Raw genomic sequence first — 18,511 nt, 5'->3', positions numbered from 1 at the left:
TCTGCGCTATGTCCGTCGTACTTGACACCCCCGTCGCCGTACGGCGGACCGCCATGGACCTGCTCGCACGCCGCGAGCATGGACGTGTGGAGCTGACGCGAAAGCTGCGTCAGCGGGGCGCCTCCGATGAGTTGATCGAGCCTGCGCTCGATCGGCTCGCGGAGGAAGGCCTGCTCAGCGAAGCGCGTTATCTGGAAAGCTTCATTCGTTACCGTTCCAACTCGGGTTACGGCCCGGCGCGGATACGTGAGGAGTTGGGGCAACGTGGCCTCGATCGCGGCGACATCGACCAGGCACTGCGCGAAAGCGGAGTCGATTGGGCCGAGAGGCTGCGAGACGTCTGGCAACGCAAGTTCGATGGGCTTCGTCCCGAAGATCCGCATACGCGCGCTCGGCAGACGCGCTTTCTCGCCTACCGCGGTTTCTCCATGGAGATGATCGGCCGCTTGCTCAGCGGCCGTGATCTCGACGACTGAATCTCGATCGACGTCAAATCCCCCTTCTTCTTTCGTCAGCCTCAGGCTTCGGCCGACTGCGCCCAGTTTTCTTCACGGTTGATGAAATCGATCAGCGCGCGAAGGCGCCCCTGATCGCGGCCGGGAAAGGCGAACGTCAGCCGCGTCAAGTGAGCATAGTCTGCGCTTTCATGGCCAACAGGGCTGTCGGGCGCCTGGCGATAGCCGCCGACGCTCAAGTCCACGAATGCGTCTTCCAGTTCGTCGAGCGCCGTTTCGCTCAAGGGATGTCGCATGCGGATCATGAAATCCCGCTCCAGCCAGCGACTGGAGTGATAGTTGGCGTAAAAGCGGTTGATCTCCTCCACCGCTTCCTCGGGCCGAGCTACCAGCTTCATCAGGTTGAGATCGTTGGGCAGGATGTAGCGGTTGTCTTTTAGCTGCTTGCTGAGAAAGTCCAGACAGTCGCGCCAGAACGTGCCGTCTGGCGAGTCCAGCAGCACCACTGGGACCAGCGGGCTCTTTCCGGTCTGGATCAAGGTCAGCACTTCCAATGCTTCGTCGAGGGTGCCGAACCCGCCTGGGCAGAGCACCAGTGCATCTGCCTCCTTGACGAAAAACAGCTTGCGGATGAAGAAGAAATGGAAGGGCAGCAGTTTGTCCGTGCCATCCACCGTGGCATTGGCATGCTGCTCGAAGGGCAGGGTGATGTTGAAGCCCAGGCTGTGGTCGCTGCCGGCGCCTTCATGAGCCGCCGCCATGATGCCGCCGCCTGCGCCAGTGATGACCATCAGGTCCGATGCCGCCAAAGCGGCGCCCAGCTGTCGTGCCAGGTCGTAGAGCGGATGCTCGAGCGGGGTGCGCGCCGAGCCGAACACCGTGACCTTGCGCCGGCCCTTGTAACGCTGCAGTGTGCGAAATGCCTGCTCCAGTTCACGCAAGGTCTGCAAGGTGATCTTGGCATTCCAGCGATCGCTGTCCTCGTGCGCCATACGCAGCACGGTCAGCAGCATGTCGCGGTACAGCGGCAGGTTCACGCTGTTGGGGGCGACCAATTGCAGTTGTGCATCGATGTTGTCCACATCGATGCCGTTCTCCCGGAAGTGGCTGAACAGATGGTCGTTAGGCTGGTAGGGCATTCAACGTCTCCTTATGCAGCGAATGCGCGATGGTTGGTGAGACCTTGGCACAAAGTGCATCGAGCGTGCACGCCTCACTGCGCTGTACGGGCGTTGCAGGAAGGATCGGGGGACGTTCTACGCCGGGAGGCACATGGACAGTGCGCGGGTAGGCGAAGCATTGGGAGGGGGTGCCGAACGAGGTGTCCTCATTCGCTGCGCAGTGAGCGCCGCCTGGGAGACGGCGGCGCTTGAAAAGCCGTGCTTCAGCCCTTCTTCAGCGTGATGCTGCAGCTGGCGGCGTCGAACGCCTGGTCGCCGATCTGGCGATTGGTCTTGTACTCGCTGAAGCGATAGACCATCACCGCGCCGCGTGCCATCAGTTGGCGATAACCGCCGTTGTTGCACACGCTGGCACCGAGCTGGTCGCGTACCTTCTCCGGGTTCACCGCCATTTCACGCGCTTGGCCTTCACGTACGCTCAGGTGGTTGATCAGCGCCTTGCCTTCGACGGTGTAGCCTTGGTCGAGAATGTCTTCGTTGATGGCGCGAGGGGTGCCGACGCTGCTTTCCTTGGCGACCTTCTGCAGCATTTGATTGAGCTCGTAGTCCTGCTTGGAGGCGGCCTGGGCCACCAGGGGCAGGGCGAGCATCAGGCTCAGGGTCGGGACGATAAAGCGCAGCATGAAATTCTCCTGGTTCGATAACTGGCGGTTGGACCCGCACCAATCGACGGCGTTCCCTGATGCATGAGCCGGCCCATGCAGCCTTGGCGGGTAGGACGGGCTGATTATAGAGGGGGGACGGCCTGGCCCGCACGGCAAAACGAGTGGCCTCTGGTAAACTGCCGGCCCTGCCTTCCAACGAGTCGCAACCGTGTACGTTTTCCCTCTTGATTCAGGCCAGCGGGCATGAGCCATGCCGTCGCGCGTCTTCGCGCCGAGCGCCTGGCTCGTAGCAACAAGCCCTTCGTCGCCCGTGGCTCGCGCGCCGTGCGTTGTGCCGACTGCCGAGTGATCGCCAGTCACTGCCTGTGTGCGTTGAAGCCCAAGGTGCAGGCAGGTTCGGGCATGTGTTTGATCATGCATGACACCGAGCCGTTGAAGCCGACCAACACCGGCTGGCTGATCGCCGATCTGATCGAAGACACGCAAGCGTTCGGTTGGCAGCGTACCGAGGTCGATGGCGGCTTGCTGGCGTTGCTGGAGCATCCGCAGTGGCAGCCCTACATCGTGTTTCCAGGCGAGTTCGTCGCCAGCGAACGTGTGGTGCATGAGGTGGCGCCTGTGGCCGGCAAACGCCCGCTGTTCATCCTGCTCGATGCCACCTGGACCGAAGCGCGCAAGATGTTTCGCAAAAGCCCCTACCTGGACCGTTTCCCGGTGTTGAGCCTGGAAGCCGAACAGATGTCGCGCTATCGCCTGCGGCGCTCCAAACGTGACGATCATTTCTGCACTGCGGAGGTGGCCGCCATGTGCCTGGATCTGGCCGGCGACGCCCAGGCTTCGCAAGCGCTCGACGCCTATCTGGACGTGTTCAGCCTGCATTATCTGAGCGGCAAGCGACACCTGCCGCTCGACCTGCACGATGTGCCCCATCAGCGTCTGCAGGCTTTTCTACGGTAGAGGAGGGCCGACGCGGCGGGTAATTGGCTTGACCACCTGCGGTGCGCTGGGCATGCTTGGCGCCGCTCGTGGCGCAGTGCTGTGATGCAGCCGCCGACTTCGTAGCCTCCGTTCCCCGGCGAACCTGCCTTCACGCCTTGGATTGCCTGCCAGGCGCAGCGCTTCATCATTTGCATACCTGACACAGAACAGGATCACCAGATCGATGGCCACATACGAAATCCTGATAGCCGATGACCACCCGCTCTTTCGCAGTGCCTTGCGCCAAGCCGTGACCTTGGGCCTCGGGCAAGGCGTGCGCTTGGTCGAAGTGGCGAGCATTGCCGAACTGGAAGGGCGTCTGGCGGAGAAGTCCGACTGGGACCTGGTGCTGCTCGACCTGAACATGCCTGGTGCCTACGGGTTTTCCGGTCTGGTGCTGCTGCGTGGGCAATACCCGCAGATTCCGGTGGTGATGGTCTCGGCGCAGGAGGAAGCCGCCGTGGTGGTGAAGTCGCGCGAGTTCGGCGCCAGTGGCTTCATTCCCAAGTCCAGCCCCCTGGAAACCTTGCAGGATGCGGTGCAAAAAGTCCTCGACGGCGAGGTCTGGTGGCCGCCCCAGGCGTTCGACAAAGTCGACGTGTCGGCGGAGGCCAAGGCCGCCAGCGAAGGGCTGGCCAGCCTGACCCCGCAGCAGTTCCGTGTGCTGACCATGGTCTGCGAAGGATTGCTGAACAAGCAGATCGCTTACGAGTTGAGCGTGTCCGAGGCCACCATCAAGGCACACGTCACCGCCATCTTCCGCAAGCTGGGCGTGCGTACCCGCACCCAGGCGGCCTTGCTGCTGCAACAACTGGAATCGGTGGCTGGCCACTGAGCCGGGCCATGCCACCACGTCGCTCACCGGCCTGCGGGCCTTTACCTTCGTGAAATGATCGACATGTCGCCATTCAAAGGCCAGACCGGCCTGAAACGTATCTTCAACGCCGCCACCTATTCGTTCGACGGGTTGTCCGCCGCCTTCAAGGGCGAAGCGGCTTTTCGTCAATTGGTGCTGCTCAACGCGCTTCTGATTCCGCTGGCCTGCTGGCTGTCGGTCAGCCGTGCCGAACGGGCGGTCCTGATAGCCGTATGCCTGCTGGCCTTGATCGTCGAGCTGCTCAATTCGGCGATCGAAGCGGCCATCGACCGCATTTCCCTCGATCGCCATCCGCTGTCGAAGAATGCCAAGGACATGGGCAGTGCCGCGCAACTGGTGGCGCTCACGACCATCGCGCTGGTCTGGGGCGTGATCCTGCTGTAAAGCTCAGGGGATGGTCGGCAGCACGATTTCGTCGCTGCGCCGCATACCTTGGGTGAAGCGGCGGCACAGGGCCAGGAACTCGCGCATGGCCGAGGTCTGGTATTTCTGCTTGTGCCAGATGAAGTAGAACTGGCGCGACAGGTCCAGCTCCGGCGTTTCCAGTGGCACCAGGCTGCCTCGGCGAAAGGCGTCGCGTAGCGCCAGGCGCGAGATGCAGCTGATGCCCAGGCCCGACTCCACGGCGCGCTTGATCGCCTCGGTATGTTCCAGCTCCAATCGCACGTTCAGCCCCGCGCGGTGATGGCGCATGGCTTGGTCGAACGTGAGGCGGGTGCCCGAACCCTGTTCGCGCAAGATCCAGGCTTCCTTGGCCAAAGCCTGCAAGTCGGCCTGGCCGCGTTGCGCCAGCGGATGCTGCGGCGCGCAGAACACCACCAGTTCGTCTTCCACCCACGGCTGCACTTCCAGATCCGGATGGTTGCAATCGCCTTCGATCAGGCCCAGATCGATTTCGTGGTGTGCCACCTGTTGCACGATGTGCGCAGTGTTCTGCACATGCAGCTTCACCTGGCTTTGCGGGTGCTGCTGCATGAAGTTGCCGATCAGCAGGGTGGCCAGGTAATTGCCGATGGTCAGCGTCGCACCCAGTGACAGCGAGCCGAAGGCCGACTTGCCTTGCAGCAGGTCTTCGATCTCCCTCGCCTGGTCGAGCAGGGCCACCGCTTGCGGCAGCAGTTGCTGACCCAAGGCATTGAGCGACAGGCGCTTGCCGGAACGGTCGAACAGCTGGCAGCTGGATTGGCGTTCCAGCTCGGTGATGGATGTGCTGGCAGCCGACTGCGACAGCGCCAGTACATGGGCGGCCTTGGAGACGCTCTGCTGCTGGGCGACGGCGACGAATATCTGGAGTTGACGAAGCGTGAATCGCATATCTATATAACCGATTACATATATCTTGATAATCCAGTTAACAGATATTCTCAACCTCCTTACACTATCGCGCAACTGCGTGCTTGGTCCGCGCTGCGTCTTTTTTCCAGGAGCCCCACTCGATGAGCAACATGAACCACGAACGTGTCCTCAGTGTTCACCACTGGAACGACACTCTGTTCAGCTTCAAGTGCACCCGCGATCCAGGTCTGCGCTTCGAGAACGGTCAGTTCGTGATGATCGGCCTGCAACAGCCTAACGGCCGTCCGCTCATGCGCGCCTACTCCATCGCCTCGCCCAACTGGGAAGAGCATCTGGAGTTCTTCAGCATCAAGGTCCCAGACGGCCCGCTGACCTCGCAGCTGCAGCACCTCAAGGAAGGTGACGAGGTCATCATCAGCAAGAAGCCTACCGGCACCCTGGTGCTGGACGACCTCAACCCCGGCAAGCACCTCTATCTGCTCAGCACCGGGACCGGTCTGGCGCCATTCATGAGCGTCATCCAGGATCCGGAAACCTACGAGCGCTTCGAGAAGGTGATCCTCATCCACGGTGTGCGCTACGTCAACGAAGTGGCCTACCGCGAGTTCATCACCGAGCACCTGCCGCAAAACGAATTCTTCGGCGATGCGGTGCGCGAGAAGCTCATCTACTACCCCACCGTGACCCGCGAGCCCTTTGAGAACCAGGGCCGTCTGACCGATCTGATGCGCAGCGGCAAGCTGTTCAGCGACATCGGCCTGCCACCGATCAATCCGCAGGACGACCGTGCCATGATCTGCGGCAGCCCGAGCATGCTCGACGAAACCAGCCAAGTGCTCGACAGCTTCGGCTTGAAAATTTCCGCGCGCATGCGTGAGCCAGGCGACTACTTGATCGAGCGCGCTTTCGTCGAGAAGTAAACGCCGCCCACAAAAAAACGCAGGCCAGGCCTGATGCCTGTCAGTTAACCAATTAGGGCCGCTTTGCGGCCCATCGCGGCTGAAGCCGCTCCTACAGGACCGCGCCAGTTCTGTAGGAGCGGCCGGCCGGCGCACCGGTTTAGCCGCGATGGGCTGCAAAGCAGCCCCAATGAACGCTACCTCGGCTTAACTGACTGGCATCAGGCCTGGCCTGCGTTTTTTATTGCCCGTCGATTCAAGCCTCGCGGCAGACCTCGATGACCTCGATGGTCCGTGGGGTGGGGTAGCGCCAGCGCACCTGAACGTCCCAGAACCTGACGCCATACACGCGCTCGGCCGGGGGCACTTGATACGCAGGGCGTGGGTCCTGCGCCAGGCACTGCTCGATCAACGCCACCAGCGGCTCGCCGAGGCGTTCGCCATGCGTCTGGGCCTGTGCCAGCGCGGACTCGGCCCAGGACACGTCTATGCACGCAGGCGCTGCGTCGGCCATGGCATTGTGAGCACCCGGCACGCTGTCGGCATAGGGCACGTAAGGTTTGATGTCGAGCACCGGAGTGCCGTCCAGCAGGTCGATGCCCGACAGCAGCAGACGCCCAGGCTCCACACCTTCCAGCCGCACCACCGACTGGCCGATGCCATTGGGGCGGTGGGTGGCGCGGGTGGCGAACACGCCCATGCTCTTGTTGCCGCCCAGGCGCGGCGGGCGCACCTTCAGTCGTGGCTTGTCTTCCAGCGCCTGGTGGAACAGAAACAACAGCCAGACATGGCTGACCTGCTCCAGCCCAGCGACCGCTTCGCCACCGTCGAAAGGCGGCAACAGCTCAAGCACGCCGCGGGCGGCGGGGGCCAATTGCGGTTGGCGCGGAATGGCGAACTTCTCCTTGAAGCAGGAACGCACGATACCGACCGGGGTCACGCCGTACTGCATGTCAGCCGCGTACCCGCTGGGTCAGGCCTTTGAGGAAGTTGCGCAGCAACTGGTCGCCGCACGCACGGTAGTTGTCGTGACCGACCTTGCGGAACAGCGCGCTCAATTCCGGTTTTGACACAGGGAAGTCGACGCTTTTCAGAATGGCGTGCAGGTCGTCTTCCTTGAGCTCGAACGCCACCCGCAGTTTTTTCAGGATGGTGTTGTTGGTCACCGGCAGTTCGATCGGCTGCGCAGGGCGGCTGTCGTCGCGGCCACGGCGCTCGATCACCAGGCCGTCGAGAAAGTGCGCCATCACCGGCTGCGGGCACAGCACGAAACCGGCTTCGTCCTCTTTCTTGACATAAGTGGCGATGGCCGCCGGTGCGACGGTGAGGCCGGACAAGGCGATGATGTCGGCCATCTTCGCGTCGTTGGCCTTGATGAGGTAGCGCAGGCTGCGCAGAACGTCGTTGTGAATCATGGTGCAGAATCCTGTCAGAAGCCGCTGGCGACGGCGATGATGCGTGGCATGAAGGACCGCGATGCGGCTTAGAAACGTTCGCTGCCGGCGACGTAGCGCCACTGACCGACCGGCAGCTTGCCCATCGACACCCCGCCCAGGCGGATACGGCGCATGCCCAGCACCTCCAGGCGCAGAGCCGCGCAAAGCTCCGAAACGAGGCCGGGGTAGGGGTTCTTCACCACCAGGCGCAGATGCGTTTCGTTCTGCCAGCTGGCCTTGGCCTTGGGCAGTTCCCGGTCGTTACGGGTGATGCCGCGGGCCAGACGCTCCAAGGCTTGCGGCGAGGCTTCGCCGCGCACTTCGATGATGTATTCCTGCTCCAGCTTGCGCAGGTCGGCCTCGATCTTACGGCTGACGCGCCAGTCCTGGGTGAAGACCTGCATGCCGGTGGCGCGCGGCTCCAGAGGTGCCACGCAGTTGAGGCGGTTGAAATGCCCGTGCAAAGGCCGTACGCCCTCGCGATGGGCTTCGCTCAAGGTAGCCAGGCCGATGCTGGCGCGTCCGGCTTCGGCATCCATTCCCGCAGGCTGGTGCAGCAGCAGAGTGACCGGCTCCAGTGCTTCGGCGCGCGCGCCGGGCAGGAGCTCGACACGCTGGTCGGTGACTTTGAATTGCGGCTGCTCGACCACCACGCCATCGACGGCGACCCAGCCACCCTCGATGTACAGTTCGGCCTCGCGACGGGAGCAACCCAGTTGTTCGATCAGGTGTTTGGACAGGCGCGTGGGTTCGGACATGAGCAGGTATTCGCAAGACGGAAAGACGGCCATTGTACCCGGCCCGGCGCGCATCGGGCTGGGAATCTCGGGATTTGTCCGGCGCCGGCGCTCAATCGTCGGCTGTCGATTTCAGGCGCAGATGCAGCAGGGGGTACGGCTGGCCCAAACCGTCGGTGGCCGAACGCCCGCCGATCTCGAAGCCCTGGTGCTGGTAGAACGCCAATGCCTCGGGGTTCTGCTCGTTGACGTCCAGGCGCGTGGCACCGAGCTGACGCACGGCATGGGCGAGCAGACGTTTGCCCATGCCCTGGCCGCGGTACTCATCGGCCACGAACAGCATGTGCACATCGCCGTTGGCCACGCCCGCGAACCCGCCGATGCGGCCCTGATCGTCCTTGCAGCAGATCAGGGTCACGGCCTTCAGGTATTCGGGCAGCAATTTGTCGCGCAGCACCAGCAGGTAATGCTCCGGCAGAAAATCGTGGGTGGCGCGTACGGAGGATTCCCACACCCGAATCAGCTCGGGATGGTCGCTGGCCGTGGGCGTCAGCACGTTCGAGGGGTGGTCCATGTCCGTCTCACTTGACTGGGGCGCCGCTTATCGAGCGGCAGATAAACGCAACGCAAAAAAAGCCCTGCGCGAAGGCAGGGCATTCTAGCGCCATGGGCTCAGATCGGCTCGGCCCACAGGTCGTACTCGTCGGCGTCGACCACCCGGCAGCGCACCTTGTCGCCCGGTTTGAAGCCATGGTCGCCATCGATGAACACGCTGCCGTCGATTTCCGGTGCGTCGAAGAAGCTGCGGCCCACCGAGCCTTGTTCTTCCACTTCGTCGATCAGCACGTCGATTTCCCGGCCGACCCGCAGTTGCAGACGCGCGCTGCTGATCGCCTGCTGGTGGGCCATGAAACGGTCCCAACGCGCCTGTTTGACGTCGTCCGGCACCTCGTCGAGGCCCAGGTGGTTGGCCGGCGCGCCTTCGACCGGGGAGTACTGGAAGCAGCCGACGCGGTCGAGTTGCGCTTCGCTGAGCCAGTCGAGCAGGTACTGGAAATCCTCTTCGGTTTCGCCGGGGAAGCCGACGATGAAGGTGGAACGGATCACCAGCTCCGGGCACTGCTCGCGCCAGTGCTTGATGCGCGCCAGGGTGCGGTCTTCGAAGGCCGGGCGCTTCATCGACTTGAGCACTTTGGGGCTGGCGTGCTGGAAGGGGATGTCGAGGTACGGCAGGATCTTGCCTGCGGCCATCAGCGGAATCACGTCGTCGACGTTCGGGTACGGGTAAACATAATGCAAGCGTACCCAAGCGCCCAGGCTGCTCAGGGCTTCGCACAGTTCGAGCATGCGCGTCTTGACCGGGCGGCCGTTCCAGAAGTCGGTCTTGTACTTGACGTCCACACCATAGGCGCTGGTGTCCTGGGAAATCACCAGGATCTCCTTGACGCCGGCCTTGACCAGACGTTCGGCCTCGCTGAGCACTTCGCCGACCGGGCGGCTGACCAGCTTGCCGCGCATCGACGGGATGATGCAGAAGCTGCAGCTATGGTTGCAGCCTTCGGAAATCTTCAGGTAGGCGTAGTGCCGCGGTGTGAGCTTGACGCCCTGGGGCGGCACCAGATCGATCAGCGGGTTGTGGTCCTGGCGTGGCGGCACCACTTCGTGCACGGCGTTGACCACCTGCTCGTACTGCTGCGGGCCGGTCACCGACAAGACACTGGGGTGCACGTCACGGATACTGCCTTCCTCGACGCCCATGCAGCCGGTGACGATGACCTTGCCGTTTTCCTTAATCGCTTCGCCGATCACTTCCAGCGACTCGGCTTTGGCGCTGTCGATGAAACCACAGGTGTTGACCACCACCACGTCAGCGTCTTCGTAGGTGGGCACGACTTCGTAGCCCTCCATGCGCAGCTGGGTCAGGATGCGTTCGGAATCGACTAGCGCCTTGGGGCAACCCAGGCTGACGAACCCGACCTTGGGCGTGGTGGGCGCGGGAGTGGTGGACATGACTAACCTCGGTATTGAAAGCCGTTGCACCGCCGATAGCGGGCAAACCTGACGGGCGCTTGGGCGCCTCTGGTCAAAAAGTGCGCAATTCTAGCGGCAGCTTTGGGGCTTGACCAGTAAAAAAGCGTGGAAATCGACGGGGTGCGGGGAGGGTTTGCACAACACGTCAGTGCTCGTGCTTTCCCGAGAGACTGCGGGTTGAAAACGAGGGCAGAGAATCAGGGTTCAACGTGCGTGTTTAGGTACGCAATGTAATTGGTAGACGTCGGCGTATGACGCGGCGAGAACCGGCGGAAAATACAATGACACACGGAGCGGCATGAGGCGTTCGTATTGAACAAGACTGTTCGCTCCAACCCTCAGAGTAAAGTCGAATTCAACCTAGCGCAGCGAGAACATGCTCCGGGTCATTGTGAATCGCACGGAGCAAGGCGCGGGCAGGACCTTCAGGCTCGCGTCGACCTTGCTCCCAGTTCTGCAGTGTTCCCAGTGCCACATCTATACGCTTGGCGAATTTGGCTTGCGAGAGCCCCGTCGCTTGACGAATCTTTTTCACTTGAAGAGCATCGATGTGGAATTCACGCGATGGCTGACGCTCGCCGCGGTCGATCTCATCCATCTGAGTCATACTTTCCACGAGACGATCGAAGAGACCTTTTTCCATTATTTCCACCCTTTGTTGAGTTCGCAAAGTTGCGCTTTCTGTCGATCGGTCAACGTATCCATGATTCCTTTTTTGTAAATCAGGATCATCCGGATTTGTTGCGCTGCGACTACATGATAGTAAATCGCTCGAACACCTCCACGCTTACCTTTTCCCTGGGCTGCCAACGGATTTTTCTGAGGCCGCCTGTGCCTTCGATGATAGGGCCCGCCTCGGGATGGTCGGCCAAATGGGTTTGCAAGGCTCGGTATGCTTCATCGTCCAGATACTCCTTTACATCGGAGGTGAAAATCGGGGTTTCGATGAAGATCATGCTATCCCTTTTGTACGTCATTGGCGTACAAGGATTCTAGGCCTTCGCTCTTTTCTGCACAAGGCCACACGGGTATCAGCTTGTATTTCTCAGTTGAGGGACAAGCAGTAGCCTAGTGATGACAGGCTATGGTGGACTTGTGCTTGCAGCTGCATCGCAGCGATGGTCCACAGCTATTGCCGAACGCCCTCCTGGCGCCATCCCAGCAGAAAATCCGGCCACGCTGCGCTATGCTTCGCCGCGTTCTGCCGCGGGCCTTGACCCGGAGCAGCAGCGCGGTTCGGGCGCGATCGCCCGGTGCTATGTCTAGCGGCCCCAAGGGTCGGATGCGGGAGTGGTCGATGGTTCAGGCAAGTCATGCCCAGGGCGGGCAGGGGGCGACGCGCTCGCTCGGCCTGCTGGTGGCAGCTGTCGGGGTGGTCTATGGCGATATCGGGACCAGCCCGTTGTATACCCTCAAGGAAGTCTTCACCGGCGGTTACGGGGTGCCGGTCAACCATGACGGTGTGCTGGGCATCCTCTCGCTGATCTTCTGGTCGTTGCTGTGGGTGGTGTCGTTCAAGTACGTGATGTTCATCCTGCGCGCCGACAACCAGGGCGAGGGCGGCACGATGGCCCTGACCGCCCTGGCGCGGCGGGCGGCGGCGCCCTATCCGTTGTTGCGCAAAGTGGTCATCGCCTGTGGCCTGATCGGTGCGTCGCTGTTCTATGGCGACAGCATGATCACCCCGGCGGTCTCGGTGCTGTCGGCGGTCGAGGGCATGGGCCTGGCGTTCGATGGCATCGACCATTGGGTGGTGCCGATTTCCCTGGTGGTGCTGGTGGCGCTGTTCGCCGTGCAGAAGCACGGCACCGAGAAGATCGGCAAGTTGTTCGGCCCGGTGATGGTGGTCTGGTTCCTGGTGCTGGCGGCCTTGGGCGTCAACGGCATCCAGCAGAGCCCGGAAGTGCTCAAGGCCTTCAACCCGGCTTGGGCGGTGCGCTTCTTCGTCGTCCATCCGGGCATCGGCGTGGCCGTGCTCGGCGCCGTGGTGCTGGCGCTGACCGGTGCCGAAGCCCTGTATGCCGACATGGGCCACTTCGGCCGCAAGCCGATTGCCCGTGCCTGGTTCGCCCTGGTGCTGCCGGCGCTGGTGCTCAACTACTTCGGCCAGGGCGCGTTGCTGCTGCAGAACCCGGAAGCGGCGCGCAACCCGTTCTACCTGCTGGCGCCGGGATGGGCGCTGCTGCCGTTGGTGGGCCTGGCCACACTGTCCACGGTGATCGCTTCGCAGGCGGTGATCTCCGGTGCGTTCTCGCTCACCCGTCAGGCCATCCAGCTGGGCTACATCCCGCGCATGCACATTCAGCACACTTCCAGCGACGAGCAGGGGCAGATCTACATCAGTGCGGTGAACTGGGCGCTGATGGTCGGCGTGGTGCTGCTGGTGCTCGGCTTCGAATCCTCCAGCGCGCTGGCGGCGGCCTACGGTGTGGCGGTCACCGGCACCATGCTGATGACCACTCTTCTGGTGGCGGTGGTCATGCTGTTGTTGTGGAAGTGGTCGCCGCTACTGGCCGTGCCGGTGTTGCTCGGCTTCTTGCTGGTCGACGGCCTGTTCTTCGCCGCCAACCTGCCCAAAGTGCTGCAGGGCGGCGCCTTCCCGGTGCTGGCGGCGATCGTGCTGTTCACCCTGATGAGCACTTGGAAGCGCGGTAAGCAGATCCTCGTGGAGCGCATCGACGAGGCCGCCTTGCCGCTGCCGATCTTCATCGCCAGCATCGGCGTGCAGCCGCCGCACCGGGTCGAAGGCACGGCCGTGTTCCTCACCGCGCGGCCCGACGCCGTGCCCCACGCGCTGTTGCACAACCTGCTGCACAACCAGGTGCTGCACAGCCAGGTGGTGTTGTTGACGGTGGTCAGCGAAGACCGTCCGCGGGTGCCGGCCCGCGAGCGTTTCGAGGTCGAAGATTACGGCGACGGCTTCTTCCGTGTGCTGCTGCACTTCGGTTTCATGGACGAGCCGGACGTACCCCAGGCGCTGACCCTGTGCACGCTGCAAAATCTGGACTTCACGCCCATGCGCACCACCTACTTCCTCAGCCGCGAAACGGTGATCGCCTCACGTCTGGAAGGCATGATGCGCTGGCGCAGCAACCTGTTCGCCTTCATGTTGAAGAACGCCAACGGCAATCTGCGCTTCTTCAACCTGCCGCTCAATCGGGTGATCGAGCTGGGTACGCAGGTCGAGATCTGATCGATGGACAAGCGGGCCGATGCGTCCTCCTCGCATCGGCCCGCTGTCGTTTCAGGGCTGGGTAGTGCCGGGCTTGCCTTGGCGAGCGTCGATCGCGTCGGTCAGGCGCTTGGCCAGGGCAGGGTAGTTCTCGTCGAAGTGGTGCCCGCCCGGTAGCTTCATGCGTTGACCGACCGCCGTGCTGTCGGTGCAGCCGCTTTCGTCGGCCTCTTCCTCGCCATAGATGCAGACCACCTTGGCGCTTGGCAGCTTGGCCATCTCCGGCCCGGTGGGCGCTTCCTGGCCTTCCTTGCCCAACCAGCCCTCCACTTCGATCTCGAAGCTGCCACTGCGCGCGAAAGCCAACAGGATGATGGCATCGACACGCTGCTGGTCTTCGCTGGCGAGGCGGTTGTAGATGGCTGGAAGTACATCGGCACCGAACGAATAGCCGGTCAGTACGAAGCGCTTGGTGCCCCACTTCTGCCGGTAGTGGTGCATCAGCTCCGAGAGGTCGGCGGCGCTTTGCTCTGGGCTCTTGTGCTGCCAGTAGTAGCGCAGGGTGTCGATGCCCACCACCGGGTAGCCGAGTTTGGCCATTTCCCCGGCGACGTCGCGGTCCAGGTCGCGCCAGCCGCCGTCGCCCGAGAGGAACAGGGTGACGGTGTCGGTTGCCTGGCCGGCGGGCACTTCCACCACGGGGATGCTCAGCGAAGTGCCGTCACGGCCGACCAGGGCCTGGGTCAGCTGCGACTTGAGCACTTGCGGCAAGTGGATGTCGTAGTCGGCGATGCTGGTCTCGGCATTGGGCTGGTCGCGCACGAAACCTGCGCTGGCGTCGTCCGGGTTGTCGTTCCAGGCCACGCTCCAGTGGCCATGGTCGGCGCGCTTGGGCAGGGGCGAGGCACAGCCGGGCTGTTCCAGGGCGAAGCCTACGGAAATGGCGCGGGCCTGATCGTCTTTTTGCGAGGCCAGCCAGCGCCAGGCCTCGGCGGCGCCCGGGCCGATACCGGCGACCAGGTTCGGTGCGCCGCCGAGCTGGGCGATGGCCTCCTGCATGGCTTTACCTTGCGCCGCGCAATCGTCGGCAGGCAGCAGGACCTGTACCAGTTGCGCCTCGCCGGCGCTACTCAGGTCGAGCAGTTGCTTCTCGGTCAGGGCCTGGTCTTTCGGCACGCCGATGGCCACGCGGGTCTTGGCCTTGACACCCGGCGTCACGCGCACGATGGCGGCGCCGCTGGCCGAGGTGAGGTGTTCGGCATGGGCCTCGGGGGCAGGCCGCGTCCATAGCCAGAAAGCCACGCCTGCGGCCGCAGCGGCCAGGGCCAAGGCCAAGGCCAGCACCAGGTACATCCAGTAGCGTCGGATCATCAGCGTTTCACCAATCCAGTCAGGCCGCCTGCGATCAGGGCGGCGGTGTCGGCCAATGCCACCAGCGGGTCGAGCCCGGCCGGCACGGCCATGTAACGGGGTTCCCAATCGGGTTGGAACTTGTCCTTGAAGCGGCGCAGGCCCTGGAAGTTGTAGAGCTGCTCGCCGCGCTGGAACACCATCGAGCCCAGGCGTTGGGTCAGGGGGGCGCCACGCCGTGGCTGCAGGCCCGACAGCGGCACCATGCCCAGGCTGAAGCGTGCGTAATCGTGGCTTTTGTAGTGCAGGATCAGGCCGACCATCATGAACTCCATGGTCAGCTTCGGCGCCTCGGGGTGGGCGCGCATCAGGTCCAGACTGGCCAGCTCGTTGCTGTGGGTTTCCAGCAGGTTGGCAAAGGCCACCGGCTTGCCTTGGAAGCGGATCAGGGCGATACGGAAGTGCTTGAGGTAGTCGAGGCTGAAGCGGCCCAGCGAGAAGCCTTTCTCGCGCACGTTCTTGCCGCTCAGCCAGGCATCGGAAATCACCTTGAGCTCGTCCATCGGCGCCTGACCGGGCTCGTGCACTTCCAGGGTCAAACCGTCGCGCCCACCCCGGTTCCAGGTGTAGCGCAGATCCTTCATCTCCTTGCCCTTGGCTTCGAGGTCGAAACGGCGCAGGTCGACCCGTGCCTCCTCGCCCAGCTTGATCGCGGTCAGGCCGATGTCCATGTAGAACGGCAGGTTCTCGGCGCGCACCTGGTAGAACACCGGACGGGCATGGTGCACGTCGCACAGGTCGCGGAACTGCCAGATCATTTCGGCGCGCTCCTGGGCCGGGCCGATGGGGTCGTACAGCGCGACCAGGCTACGGCCGCGGCGGGCATACATCAGGAAGGCATCGCCATCGGGGTGGAACAGCAGCGCCTTGTCGCCGGTCAGCGCCAGCCCACCGTCGGGCTGGTCGGAGGCTTGCAGGATGGCGCTGGCGCGCAGCAGCTCTTGTTCGTCGGGCAGATGGATGACCGGACGGGCCGTGCGCAGCAACCAGGTCAGTGCCACGATCACCAGCAGGACTGCGCTGCCCATGGCCGCGCGCAGGGCGCGGGGCGCGTCGGCGTCGAGGGTGAACTGCCACCACAGTTGGTGGTTGTAGGGCACGTCCTGATAGGCGAACAGCAGCAGCCAGATCGACGCGCCGACCGCGCACGCGCTGGCCACCAGGTACACTGGCGAGAAGGGCAGTTCGAGCAACCGGCTAGGACGGTAGAACGAGCGGCGGAACAGCGCCAGCAGCGCGGCAGTGAACACCAGAATGCTGGCCTCTTCCCAATCGAAGCCTTTGAGCAGCGACAACACCGCGCCTACCAGCAGCAGTACGGTGGTCAGCAGCCAGGCCGCCGACAGGCGCCGACGCAGCCCTTGGGCGAGCAACAGGCAGAGCACGCCGATCAAGCTCGCGCCAAAGTGCGAGGCGTCGATCAGGCGGTGCGGAACCAGAAAGCCCATGTGCTCCAAACGGGTGTCGATTTCCGGGGTAGCCCCCGAGAACAGCAGCACCACGCCCGAGAGAAACACCAGAATCGCCAGGATCGGTGCGGCCAGGCCCGAGGCTGCGCGAATCGCCTGTTGGGCGAACAGCAGGCGCCGCGCTTCGTTGACCAGCAGGGCCACACAGGCCAGCAGCAAGGGCAGCACCACGTAGATCAGGCGGTAGAGCAGCAAGGCCGCCGCCAGGGGTGCTGCGCCCAGTTGGTCGGCGAAGGCGGCCAGAAGGATGGCTTCGAACACGCCGACGCCACCGGGCACATGGCTCAGCACGCCAGCCGCCAGGGCCAGCAGATAGACCATCAGGAAAGCGCCAAACGGCGGCGCTTCCGGTAGCAGCAGGTAGAGCACGGTGGCCGCAGCCGCCACGTCCAGCGCGGTGATCAGCAGTTGCAGGGCGGCCAGTCTGCCGCTCGGTAGGCGCAGGGTGCGACGACCGAGCTTCACCAGCAGGTTGTCGCGCTGGGGTTGTTCGTGCAGACGGCGTCGGTAGAGGCCGACCACCAATAGCACGCTCAACAGCAACACGGCCGTGGCGATACTGCCCAGCAACACAGGCGACAGGTGCAGGGCCCGCGAGGCGGCACCCAGATCGCTCAGCGTCGCCAATGCGGCCAGTGGTGGCAGGGCGCAGCCGAGCGAGAGGCTGGCGAACACCGTCATGCGTGCGACTTCTGCGGCGCCCAGCCCATGGCGGGCATAGAGTCTGTAGCGTACCGAGCCCCCCGACAGCATCGACAGGCCGATGGCGTTGCCGATGGCGAACGCGCTCAAGCCGCCCATCACCAGCGTGCGCGGCGGCAGTTGGACGCCTGCGTAGCGACTGGCCGACCATTCGTAGCCCAGCAGCACGACGAACCCTGCCACGGTAGCGAGCAGTGCGCCGATCAAAACGCTGGCCGGCACGCTGAGCATGGCGTCGTGCAGGGCGTAGATGTCCAGTTCGCTGAGCAGGTGCCGGCAGGCGATCAGCGCCATGGCGAACAGCGCCAGGGTCAGCGCCAGGCCCAAGGGCTGCCGGTAGGTACTGAACCATTCGAGCCACTGCAGGCGTTTGGCCGCTGCGGGGAGTGCCGCGGTCAGCGGTGCGGGCGAATCAGGGGTGGGGGAGGTCATAGAGAGCCTCGTGCCAACAGCGCGAGAGCAGAGCGAGAAGCGGCCAAGTGAAAATCCCTTTGAAAAAGTATCCAGATACTACTCCGGCCGATGGCCGGAAGCGTTAAAGATAGTTCATTCACAGGTATCGGCAGGGCCGGATGTTACAAGAGGGTTTGGCGGTAAGACCGCCACAACGAAAAGCCCCGCACTGTTTCGCAACAGTGCGGGGCTTGTTCTGACGAATATGGTTGCGGGAGCCGGATTTGAACCGACGACCTTCGGGTTATGAGCCCGACGAGCTACCAGGCTGCTCCATCCCGCGTCAGAGGGGCGCATTCTACAGATTCGAACGGATGTGTCAAACGGTTTGCTAGGAATCGTTAAAAAACGGCGATTGCCAGCTGAACGCCGAGCAACAAAAAAGGCCACTGCATGAACAGTGGCCTTTCTTTTGAAGCTGGTTGCGGGAGCCGGATTTGAACCGACGACCTTCGGGTTATGAGCCCGACGAGCTACCAGACTGCTCCATCCCGCGTCTGTGGGGCGCATTCTACACGTCAGCTCGTTGCTAGCAAGCTTTTAATGCATTGATCTACAAAAATATTTTCAGCAGGCAACGAAAAAGGCCACTGCTTGTGCAGTGGCCTTTTTCTTGAATCTGGTTGCGGGAGCCGGATTTGAACCGACGACCTTCGGGTTATGAGCCCGACGAGCTACCAGGCTGCTCCATCCCGCGCCTGTGGAACCGAATTTTACGGATATCCTTCCTGGTGTCAAGTCATTTCCGTGGAAAAGTCTTTTTCCCTCAACCCTTTAGCGCAATGCGGCGCCCAGCTCAGTGCCTATGCA

General features: G+C 63.0%; 17 protein-coding genes, 3 tRNA genes and 1 pseudogene. 6 read left to right on the top strand and 15 right to left on the bottom strand.

The features are described from left to right. The first annotated feature begins 8 nt into the window (after window positions 1-8). The gene (gene recX, locus AA0Z93_RS02835) at window positions 9-476 is read left to right on the top strand and encodes a recombination regulator RecX (protein WP_413046487.1); all 468 of its coding nucleotides are present in this window, start codon (window positions 9-11) and stop codon (window positions 474-476) included. Between the two features lie 41 nt (window positions 477-517). On the opposite strand, the gene AA0Z93_RS02830 is transcribed toward recX, so the two are convergent. Next, complete coding sequence (locus AA0Z93_RS02830) at window positions 518-1,594, bottom strand: LOG family protein (RefSeq protein WP_413046488.1); 1,077 nt, start codon at window positions 1,592-1,594, stop codon at window positions 518-520. 245 nt (window positions 1,595-1,839) lie between these two features. Beyond that, window positions 1,840-2,259 carry a quorum-sensing-regulated virulence factor family protein gene (locus AA0Z93_RS02825; protein WP_413046489.1) on the bottom strand — a complete coding sequence of 140 codons (420 nt, stop codon included), beginning with the start codon at window positions 2,257-2,259 and terminating at the stop codon, window positions 1,840-1,842. A 225-nt stretch (window positions 2,260-2,484) separates the two neighbouring features. On the opposite strand from AA0Z93_RS02825, the gene AA0Z93_RS02820 reads away from it, so the two are divergent. From AA0Z93_RS02820 to AA0Z93_RS02810, 3 genes are all read left to right on the top strand, one after another. Continuing rightward, window positions 2,485-3,198, top strand: a complete 714-nt coding sequence (locus tag AA0Z93_RS02820; protein ID WP_413046490.1) for a tRNA-uridine aminocarboxypropyltransferase — start codon at window positions 2,485-2,487, stop codon at window positions 3,196-3,198. 205 nt (window positions 3,199-3,403) lie between these two features. Continuing rightward, window positions 3,404-4,054: a response regulator transcription factor ErdR gene (erdR, locus tag AA0Z93_RS02815; RefSeq protein ID WP_296264952.1), complete on the top strand. Its 651-nt coding sequence runs from the start codon at window positions 3,404-3,406 to the stop codon at window positions 4,052-4,054. A 57-nt stretch (window positions 4,055-4,111) separates the two neighbouring features. Continuing rightward, a complete protein-coding gene (locus AA0Z93_RS02810) occupies window positions 4,112-4,480 on the top strand; it encodes a diacylglycerol kinase (protein ID WP_413048361.1) in 369 nt (122 codons plus the stop codon). 3 nt (window positions 4,481-4,483) lie between these two features. On the opposite strand, the gene AA0Z93_RS02805 is transcribed toward AA0Z93_RS02810, so the two are convergent. Beyond that, the gene (locus tag AA0Z93_RS02805) at window positions 4,484-5,410 is read right to left on the bottom strand and encodes a LysR family transcriptional regulator (protein WP_413046491.1); all 927 of its coding nucleotides are present in this window, start codon (window positions 5,408-5,410) and stop codon (window positions 4,484-4,486) included. Window positions 5,411-5,532: 122 nt separating this feature from the next. Between AA0Z93_RS02805 and fpr the strand changes: the two genes are divergently transcribed. Next, window positions 5,533-6,312, top strand: coding sequence for a ferredoxin-NADP reductase (gene fpr, locus AA0Z93_RS02800; RefSeq protein WP_313740851.1), 780 nt, complete (start codon window positions 5,533-5,535; stop codon window positions 6,310-6,312). 235 nt (window positions 6,313-6,547) lie between these two features. On the opposite strand, the gene tsaA is transcribed toward fpr, so the two are convergent. The 7 genes and pseudogenes from tsaA to AA0Z93_RS02765 all read right to left on the bottom strand — a co-directional run bounded on the left by tsaA (window position 6,548) and on the right by AA0Z93_RS02765 (window position 11,451). After that, the gene (tsaA, locus tag AA0Z93_RS02795) at window positions 6,548-7,243 is read right to left on the bottom strand and encodes a tRNA (N6-threonylcarbamoyladenosine(37)-N6)-methyltransferase TrmO (RefSeq protein WP_413046492.1); all 696 of its coding nucleotides are present in this window, start codon (window positions 7,241-7,243) and stop codon (window positions 6,548-6,550) included. Window position 7,244: 1 nt separating this feature from the next. Continuing rightward, complete coding sequence (locus AA0Z93_RS02790; protein ID WP_413046493.1) at window positions 7,245-7,706, bottom strand: DUF1456 family protein; 462 nt, start codon at window positions 7,704-7,706, stop codon at window positions 7,245-7,247. A gap of 68 nt (window positions 7,707-7,774) precedes the next feature. Next, the gene (locus AA0Z93_RS02785; protein WP_413046494.1) at window positions 7,775-8,485 is read right to left on the bottom strand and encodes an rRNA pseudouridine synthase; all 711 of its coding nucleotides are present in this window, start codon (window positions 8,483-8,485) and stop codon (window positions 7,775-7,777) included. 91 nt (window positions 8,486-8,576) lie between these two features. Beyond that, window positions 8,577-9,038: a GNAT family N-acetyltransferase gene (locus AA0Z93_RS02780; RefSeq protein ID WP_413046495.1), complete on the bottom strand. Its 462-nt coding sequence runs from the start codon at window positions 9,036-9,038 to the stop codon at window positions 8,577-8,579. A 98-nt stretch (window positions 9,039-9,136) separates the two neighbouring features. Continuing rightward, window positions 9,137-10,474: a 30S ribosomal protein S12 methylthiotransferase RimO gene (gene rimO, locus AA0Z93_RS02775; RefSeq protein ID WP_413046496.1), complete on the bottom strand. Its 1,338-nt coding sequence runs from the start codon at window positions 10,472-10,474 to the stop codon at window positions 9,137-9,139. A gap of 376 nt (window positions 10,475-10,850) precedes the next feature. Continuing rightward, window positions 10,851-11,138 carry a helix-turn-helix domain-containing protein gene (locus AA0Z93_RS02770; protein WP_413046497.1) on the bottom strand — a complete coding sequence of 96 codons (288 nt, stop codon included), beginning with the start codon at window positions 11,136-11,138 and terminating at the stop codon, window positions 10,851-10,853. Beyond that, window positions 11,138-11,451: pseudogene (locus AA0Z93_RS02765) on the bottom strand (hypothetical protein). Before AA0Z93_RS02765 ends, AA0Z93_RS02770 begins: the two are co-directional and overlap by 1 nt. Before the next feature lie 341 nt (window positions 11,452-11,792). Between AA0Z93_RS02765 and AA0Z93_RS02760 the strand changes: the two are divergent. After that, window positions 11,793-13,688 carry a potassium transporter Kup gene (locus tag AA0Z93_RS02760; protein ID WP_413046498.1) on the top strand — a complete coding sequence of 632 codons (1,896 nt, stop codon included), beginning with the start codon at window positions 11,793-11,795 and terminating at the stop codon, window positions 13,686-13,688. 51 nt (window positions 13,689-13,739) lie between these two features. Here the strand turns inward: AA0Z93_RS02760 and AA0Z93_RS02755 are convergent, their stop codons facing one another. The 5 genes from AA0Z93_RS02755 to AA0Z93_RS02735 form a co-directional block, all read right to left on the bottom strand. Beyond that, window positions 13,740-15,038, bottom strand: a complete 1,299-nt coding sequence (locus AA0Z93_RS02755; RefSeq protein WP_413046499.1) for a virulence factor family protein — start codon at window positions 15,036-15,038, stop codon at window positions 13,740-13,742. Beyond that, window positions 15,038-17,680, bottom strand: coding sequence for a bifunctional lysylphosphatidylglycerol flippase/synthetase MprF (gene mprF / locus AA0Z93_RS02750; protein WP_413046500.1), 2,643 nt, complete (start codon window positions 17,678-17,680; stop codon window positions 15,038-15,040). Before mprF ends, AA0Z93_RS02755 begins: the two co-directional genes overlap by 1 nt. Window positions 17,681-17,907: 227 nt before the next feature. Next, window positions 17,908-17,984 (bottom strand) — tRNA-Met (locus AA0Z93_RS02745). Window positions 17,985-18,120: 136 nt separating this feature from the next. Further along, window positions 18,121-18,197, bottom strand: a tRNA-Met gene (locus AA0Z93_RS02740). 124 nt (window positions 18,198-18,321) lie between these two features. After that, window positions 18,322-18,398, bottom strand: a tRNA-Met gene (locus AA0Z93_RS02735). Between the last annotated feature and the right edge of the window lie 113 nt (window positions 18,399-18,511).

The sequence above is a fragment of the Pseudomonas phoenicis genome, from assembly GCF_047302395.1.
GTDB lineage: Bacteria > Pseudomonadota > Gammaproteobacteria > Pseudomonadales > Pseudomonadaceae > Aquipseudomonas.
Note: the sequence above shows the minus strand (reverse complement) of the source record. Positions and strands in the feature narration are given on the sequence as shown.